Consider the following 5,758-nt stretch of genomic DNA (forward strand, 5'->3'; position numbering starts at 1 on the left):
CGCCCGGTGAGCACCAGCTCCAGCTCCCGCGACACCAGTTGCGCGTCCTGGAAAAACATCTCGTAGAAATCCCCCAGGCGGTAGAGCAGGATGGCGTGGGGGTATTGCCGCTTTAGCTCTACGTAGTGCTGCATCATGGGGGTGAGCAGGGCGGGATCCACCTGCAGGGCATCCCAGCTGGGCTCAGGGGCAGCGGAAGAAGTCATAGCGCCAATACTTCAAGACGGCTCTGTCCAACCCAAGCTAGCCGGCTTCGGCCATTTTATTGGGGATCTTCCCCCTCTCCTTGGGCAGCTCAGTGAAGGCAGACTTTGGTTTCGGGGAACAAGCCGGCCTAGGCGGCTGGGAGTGCCGATCCATCTCCCCTTGGCTCAAAGGGGGTCGAAGACTTATTAAAACTAACTTGCAATAGCCAAGAAAGCCTGTTATTCTAACAGCTACGTTTTTATTGAATCTAAGTCTCAACAAGCTAAGAAGCTCGGCAGGTTAGGGCTGCGCCGGGGTGGGTCTGGGTGCGCTGGCGAGCCGGCTGGGGCTGTCTTGTCTTGGGGATCTCCCCCTCTTAAAAGTCCAGAGGTTTGCGATGTTGGCCAAGCAAGAGCGTCTGTCATCAGGAGTTGACCCGGAGACCCGCTGGGGGCAGACCAGGCGGATCCGCTCGCCGGTCGGCTTGATGGTTTTGCTACTGGGTGTCATCCTCTTGCTGCTTTGGATCTCAATTGCCTTGGGATCCATTCCCATAACTTTTTCGGAGCTGTGGCAGGCCCTGTGGGGGCAAGGGGATCCGATCCGGCAGACCATTGTCTGGCAGTTGCGGCTGCCGCGGGCGCTTTTGGCCCAGTTGCTAGGGGCAGCCTTGGGGATGGCGGGGGCCCTGTTGCAGGGGATGTTGGGCAATGGGCTGGCGGATCCCTACCTGCTGGGCATCTCAGCGGGGGCGGGCCTGGCGGCCGTAGCGCTGCTCACCTGGGGGGAGTGGACGGCTTGGGTGCCCTTGGCAGCTTGGGTGGGCGGCGTGCTGACTACGGTGTTGGTGTATGGGCTGGCGCGCACCCGCTCCGGGCTGGCGGTGGAACGGCTGATCCTGGCGGGAGTGGCTGTCAGCGCCCTCTTTGGGGCGATCAGCTCTGCTTTGTTGCTCCTGGCCGATGAGCGGGTCCAGGTGGCCCTGACGTGGTTGATCGGCAGCCTGAGCGGGCGGGGTTGGCCGGAGGTGCGGGTGGCCGGGGTGTATATCCTGGTCGGGCTGGGGCTGGGCTGGGCGCAGGCACGGGCTTTGAACCTGCTGGGCCTAGGAGAAGAGATGGCGGTGAGCTTGGGGATCCCGTTGGTGCGGACGCGGGTGACCATCGGCTTGGTGGCGGCTTTGTTGGCGGCGGCAGTCGTCAGCATGGGGGGGTTGATCGGCTTTGTGGGGTTGGTGGTGCCCCACATGGTGCGCCAGGGGGTGGGATCGGATCACCGCTGGCTGTTGCCCCTTTCTGCCTTGGCGGGAGCGGCTCTGTTAAGCGGCGCCGATCTCCTCGCCCGGCTGGGGGCTGTAGAGCTGCCGGTGGGGATCGTCACGGCGTTGATGGGGGCGCCGTTTTTCGGCTGGCTGCTGCGGCAGCGGGAGGCGGGGCAATGAGGGCGGGCCGGCCGATTTTGCAGGCCGAGGCGCTGAGCGGGGGCTATGGCTCGCATCAGGTGATCCGGCAGGTGAGCTTCAGCCTGCAGGCGGGGGACTGGCTGAGCATTGTCGGCCCCAATGGCTCAGGCAAATCGACCCTGCTGCGGCTACTCAGCCGAGTGTTGGTTCCGCAGGCGGGGCGCGTACTTTTGGACGGTCGGGATCTGCACACCCAGCTCAGCCCGCAACAGGTGGCGCGGCAGTTGGCCCTTTTGCCCCAGCAGCCGCGGATCCCGACAGGGCTGACAGTGCGGCAACTGGTGAGCTTGGGGCGTTCTCCTCACCAGCCCTGGTGGGCGTGGCAGTTGCCGCGGGCAGATCAGCAGCGGGTGGAATGGGCGCTGGAGCAGACGGGACTGGGATCCCTGGCCCTGCGGCGGGTGGAAACGCTCTCCGGCGGCGAGCGGCAACGGGCCTTTCTGGCGCTAGCCCTGGTGCAGGAGCCGCAGGTGCTGCTGTTGGACGAGCCCACCACGTTTTTGGATCTGCGCCACCAACTGGAGCTGCTGGAGCTGTTGCGACGGCTGCAGCAGGAGCAGGGGCTGACGGTGGTTAGCGTGCTGCACGATCTAAACCTGGCCATTCGCTACAGCCGGCGGGTGGCTCTGCTGGGATCCGGACAGTTGCAGGCCCTGGGATCCCCGCAGGCGGCCTTGACTGCTGAGAGGGTGCGGCAGGTGTTTGGCCTAGAGGTGGAGTGGATCCCAACGCCGGTGGGGCTCCAGCTTTGCCCCTTGCGCAGCGCAGACCCGGCAAGGCCCCTCTGGCTGGGAGGAAAGGGTGTTGAGGCGAAGGTTTGACTTGTTTCTGGTGGTTTTTGGGAGAGTGAGAAGTTATGCGAGTAACCGGCTGGGGCTGGAAGGCAGTGAGTTTGGGGCTGTGTCTGGGGCTGAGTTGGGGATCCCTGGCCCAGGCGCAACCCGCGGCTCGGATTCCTGAGACTCCTTTGCTGGCCCAGGCCACCCCTCGGGGGGCCACCACCATCCAAGAGCAGATTCGCGAGCTAGAAGCCCAGATCGAAGCTGCCCGTCGGCGGGGGGATCAGGCGGAAGTGGAGCGGCTGCAAGCGGATCTGCAGGTGTTGCAGCAGGGCACCCCTGTCTTCAACCTGCAGCAGGTTACAGTCACCGGCACCCGCACCGAGCGCACCCTGGCCGACTCGCCGGCCAGCATCACCGTCATCGACCGGGAGCGCCTGCGGCGGGAGCTCATCCAGAACATTCAGGATCTGGTGCGCTACGAGCCGGGGGTGAGCGTGCGGCGAAATGTCCGCTATGGACTGCAAGACTTCAACATCCGCGGCCTTGACGCAACCGGGTGCTGATCCAAGTGGACGGGATCCGGCAGCCGGAGCGGTTTTCTTTTGGCCCCTTCAACATCGGGCGGGACACCTTTGAGCTGGAGACCCTGAAGACGGTGGAGATCATCCGCGGCCCTGCTTCCACCCTCTACGGCAGCGATGCCCTGGGGGGCGTGGTAACCTACACTACTCTAGATCCAGTGGATCTGCTGGGGGAACGGGACAGCCATGTGGGCCTCTCCAGCCAGTACGACAGCAAAAACCAAGGCTTTGTCAACACCCTCAGCTTGGCGGGCCGCCAGGGGAACCTGGAAGCCCTGCTCATCTACACCCGCCGCGACGCCAGGGAGCCGGATATCAAGGCGGATCCCAGTTTCAAAGATCGGCAAACGGTGGAGGGGGACAACGTTTTGGCCAAGCTGGTTTACCGCTTCAGCCCCTTGGAAAGCCTCACCTTGACCGGCGAGTACTTCAACAGCCGCACCACCACCACGTTCTCGCGGCGCAACCTGGATCCCGCCGTCAGCTTATTTAGGGAAACCATCGACACCGAGCGCAGCCGCCTCAGTTTGGAGTATCGCTACGCCAACCCAGAGAATCCCGCTTTTGAGCTGGCCACTGTCCAGATCTACTACCAGCCCGCCCGCACCCGCGAGCCCAGTGTAGAGGAGCGCACCCTCACGGTGCAAGGCCGACCCGTACCGGTGCGGCGGGATACCTTCAACGAGCTGGTCAGCAACATTTTGGGAGCCAGCCTGCAGGCCCAAAGCCGCTTCCAAACCGGGGATCTCTCCCACCGCCTGGTGTATGGGATGGAGATCTCCACCACCCGCAACGAGCGACCTCGCAACCGTTTTCAGACCAATCTGCAAACTGGAGCAGTAACCCAAAACATTCCCCCAGATACCTTTCCCACCAAAGATTTTCCCGACTCGGACACCGTGCGCTTTGGGCTGTATGTGCAGGATGAGATCGACTTTGGCGGCGGCAACTTGACTCTGATCCCCGGCATCCGCTACGACACCTACAACCTCACCCCTAGCCCCGATGAAGCCTTCCTCAAAAGCGGGGCAGAAGCGGCCAGCCTCTTTGCCGATGCCGTTTCCCCCAAGCTGGGCCTAGTGTGGAGGATTAACCCCAACCTCACCTTCACGGCCCAGTACAACACCGGCTTTCGCGCTCCCCAATACAACGAGATCAACAGCGGCTTCACCAACCTGGTCAGCCCGGTTTTCCGCTATCGCACCCTCTCCAACCCCGACTTGCGCCCGGAAACCAGCCAGGGCTTTGAAGTGGGTTTGCGAGGGATCTACCCGCAGGCCAGCTTCAGCTTGGCGGCCTACTACAACACCTACAACGACTTTATCGAGGCATTCCGGGAGGTGGGATCCGAGCCCTCACCCCCCGGCCCCCCCGGTAGCCCGCCGCCCCCGCCGGTCATCCTGTTCCAGAGCCAAAACGTCAGCCGCGCCCGTATCTACGGCGTAGAGGCGACGGGACAATATTTCTTTAGCCCCGACCTAACCGGTTGGAGCCTAAACGGCAGCTTTGCCTGGGCGGTGGGGGACAATCTTACAGAAAACAAGCCCCTGCTTTCAATCGAGCCGCTGACAGCGGTGCTGGGGCTGCACTACGACGATCCCAGCCAGGTATGGGGGGCGAGGTTGGTGGCCACGCTGGTGGCGGATCCGCGGGATCCGCAGCGGGAGGTGGTGCGACCCAACCCCAACGCTCCCCCGCAGATTCCCTTTGTGCCCAGTGGCTATACGGTGGTGGATCTGCTGGGCTACTACAACCTAGACGACAACTGGCAGCTCAATTTCGGGGTGTTCAACCTCTTCGACGAGCGGTATTTTCTCTACTCCGAAACCCGCACCCTCTTTGTTGGCCCTGAAGTGGAGCGGCGGGCCCAGCCGGGGCGCCATGTGGCCCTCAGCTTCTCCAGCCGCTTCTAGGACTCCCCGCCAGACGTGCCCATCGAGATAGCCCCGAGCCATGCTCGCCAAACCCCCCACTCGCACCGACCGGGGATCCGCTTCTTTGCAGAGGGGATCCCACCCTTGGCTTTTGTGGCGCCTGCAGATGGGGTATTGGCAGCAGGCAGGCATGGCCTACGGGGTGGGTCTGGCCTGGCTGGAGCTGGGCCTGTGGGGGGTGGCGCGGGGCCAGAGCTCTGAGGGGCTGCGCTGGATTGGCTGGGGCGAGAAGCTGCTCAGGGCGGCCCTGCTGGCGGGCTATTGCTCCCTTGCTCTCTCGGTTGCCTGCACCTCGCTGGAGGATCTCCCTGAATTGCCTGGGCAAAGTCGGGAGCTCCGCCCGCTGCGCTGGGAGACTTTGCTCTCGCTGCTTTTGCATCTGTTGGGGCTGCTGGGGTGGGGATCCCGACCTCTGAGAGAACCCGAAGTGCGGATCCCGGTCACGCTGTGGCTGGAGGATCCCCCGCCGGCCCCGCTTGAGGCGGCTGCAGAATCAGCTCTGCCTGACCCAGCGGAGGAGCCGACCCAGCCGGCCTCGGAATCCCCCCCTGCGGCTGCCCCACTCCCGCCCGATCCTGCACCCCAGCAGATTCAAGCTTCTTCACTGACAACCTTGCCAACGCCGCCCCCCACGCCTGTTCCCACGGCGAAGCTGGGGCCGACCCCTACACCCACGCCGATGGGCCCCCCCCCCCCCACCCCCCCCCCCCCACCAACCCGAGGTGTTAAAAAAAAACCCGCCCCCCCCAACACGGACTAAATGGCTAGCCCGGGATAGGGCTTTAAAAAAAAAGATTGGGGGGGGGGGGGGGG

4 protein-coding genes and 1 pseudogene are annotated in these 5,758 nt (G+C 63.8%); 4 read left to right on the plus strand and 1 reads right to left on the minus strand.

From position 1 onward, the window contains the following. Positions 1-206, minus strand: a 206-nt coding sequence (locus NW863_RS01035; protein ID WP_414363913.1) for a hypothetical protein, incomplete at its 3' end; no start/stop codon positions are given. A gap of 377 nt (positions 207-583) precedes the next feature. Here NW863_RS01035 and NW863_RS01040 point away from each other — a divergent pair. The 4 genes and pseudogenes from NW863_RS01040 (at position 584) to NW863_RS01055 (ending at position 5,705) form a co-directional block, all read left to right on the plus strand. Next, on the plus strand, positions 584-1,627 hold the full coding sequence (locus tag NW863_RS01040) for a FecCD family ABC transporter permease (RefSeq protein WP_414363914.1): 1,044 nt from the start codon (positions 584-586) through the stop codon (positions 1,625-1,627). Continuing rightward, positions 1,624-2,469, plus strand: coding sequence for an ABC transporter ATP-binding protein (locus tag NW863_RS01045; RefSeq protein WP_414348831.1), 846 nt, complete (start codon positions 1,624-1,626; stop codon positions 2,467-2,469). The genes NW863_RS01040 and NW863_RS01045 overlap by 4 nt, the downstream gene beginning before the upstream one ends. Positions 2,470-2,504: 35 nt before the next feature. Next, positions 2,505-4,924, plus strand: a pseudogene (locus NW863_RS01050) (TonB-dependent hemoglobin/transferrin/lactoferrin family receptor). A 40-nt stretch (positions 4,925-4,964) separates the two neighbouring features. Beyond that, positions 4,965-5,705 carry a hypothetical protein gene (locus NW863_RS01055; RefSeq protein ID WP_414363915.1) on the plus strand — a complete coding sequence of 247 codons (741 nt, stop codon included), beginning with the start codon at positions 4,965-4,967 and terminating at the stop codon, positions 5,703-5,705. Positions 5,706-5,758: the final 53 nt, after the last annotated feature.

This window comes from Synechococcus sp. B60.1 (assembly GCF_047462555.1).
Lineage (GTDB): Bacteria > Cyanobacteriota > Cyanobacteriia > Thermostichales > Thermostichaceae > Thermostichus.